This window comes from Pseudomonadota bacterium (genome assembly GCA_010028905.1).
GTDB lineage: Bacteria > Vulcanimicrobiota > Xenobia > RGZZ01 > RGZZ01 > RGZZ01.
In genome coordinates, this window is the sequence record RGZZ01000879.1 from 1 (window position 1) to 1,196 (window position 1,196).

At 64.0% G+C, this 1,196-nt stretch carries 1 protein-coding gene; it reads left to right on the top strand.

What is annotated here, in order from left to right; translation table 11 throughout:
- Window positions 1–1,196: non-ribosomal peptide synthetase (locus tag EB084_26075; GenBank protein NDD31733.1), on the top strand; the 1,196-nt coding region annotated here is incomplete at its 3' end.

The window sequence follows — 1,196 nt, forward strand, 5'->3', positions numbered from 1 at the left end:
GTGTACGCCACCGATCTGTTCGAGCACGACACCGCAGCGTCACTGGTCCGTCACTACCGCCATCTCCTGGAGCAGATCACCGAGAACGCAACGCTCCCGATAGCCAGGCTGCGCCTCACAACCGATGCCGACATCGCCACCCTTCACCAACTGGGGAACATCCCGCTGACCGCCAAAGCCCCCCCCCTGTCGAACGTTGTAGAGGCTTTCGAAGACCAGGCCGCGCTACACCCCCACGCGGTCGCACTGGTCTTCGAAGACCGCACCCTCACCTACGGAGCGCTCAACACGCGCGCAAACCGACTCGCGCACCACCTCGTCACGCTCGGTGTGCAACCAGAGGACCGCGTCGCCATCGTCATGGACCGCAGCCTCGAGCTGCTCGTCGCCATCGTCGCCACCCTCAAGGCCGGAGCCGCCTACGTTCCCCTCGACCCCAGCTGGCCAGAGGCACGTCTTGCCCTCACGCTGAACGACAGCGAAGCGGCCGTCGTGCTCACCCAGCAAGCGCATCAAGAACGAACCCGCGGTGCGACCCGAGACGAAGTTCCCGTGGTCGCGCTGGACGCCTCATCCACCCACGAGACCGTTGCACGCATGGGCAGCGCGACCCCCGTCGTCAACGGGCGCTCCGCACACAGCCTTGCCTACATCATCTACACATCCGGCTCGACTGGAACCCCGAAGGGCGCGGGCATCGAGCACCACAGCATCGTCAACAGACTCGTGTGGATGCAGCGCTACCTCGGCTTCAACAGCAGAAACCGCGTTCTGCAGAAGACCCCCATCACATTTGATGTCTCGGTCTGGGAGCTGCTGCTGCCCCTGCGCGAAGGAGCCGCCCTCGTCATCGCCACGCCCGATGCACACCGTGACCCCGTCCTCATCTACAACATCATGCACGAGCAGCAGATCACTACCGTGCACTTCGTGCCCCCCATGCTAGAGCACTTCATCGCAGCCCTCCCTCGAGCGGACTCTCGTCTCCTCCCCAGCCTCGAAGACGTCGTCTGCAGCGGACAGGAACTGCCCCTCAGAACCTCACGCACCGCCGCTGACCGACTCCCCCACATCGTGCTGCACAACCTCTACGGCCCCACCGAAGCCGCTGTTGACGTAACGGCCTACACATTCAGCCCCGATCGAAAGCGCAACTCTGTTCCCATCGGCGTGCCCGTCGACAACACAATGGCGTA